We start from the raw sequence: 203 nt of genomic DNA, 5'->3' as shown, positions 1-203 counted from the left end.
TCGATGGCCTTCTCGGGGTCTTGCTCAATGCCCAGCCCTTGCAGGTAGAGCCCTGCCAGGTTGAACTGTGCCTTCCAATGGCCCAGCTTCGTCGCCTGCTCGTAGAGCTGGGCCGCCTTGGCGTAATTGCGATCTTCCGACCACTTCTCGTAGCTCACGAGCGCCAGCGCCTGCTGAAACAGTGCTTCGGCTTCTGCCGTGAT

Annotated in this window: 1 pseudogene; it reads right to left on the bottom strand. The window is 60.6% G+C overall.

Annotation, left to right across the window (positions count from 1 at the left end):
- Positions 1-203, bottom strand: a pseudogene (locus ACCC97_RS28950) (sel1 repeat family protein); the annotation flags it as partial.

The organism is Variovorax sp. Varisp85 (assembly GCF_047304045.1).
In the GTDB taxonomy this organism is placed as follows: Bacteria; Pseudomonadota; Gammaproteobacteria; order Burkholderiales; family Burkholderiaceae_C; genus Variovorax.
Note: the sequence above shows the minus strand (reverse complement) of the source record. Positions and strands in the feature narration are given on the sequence as shown.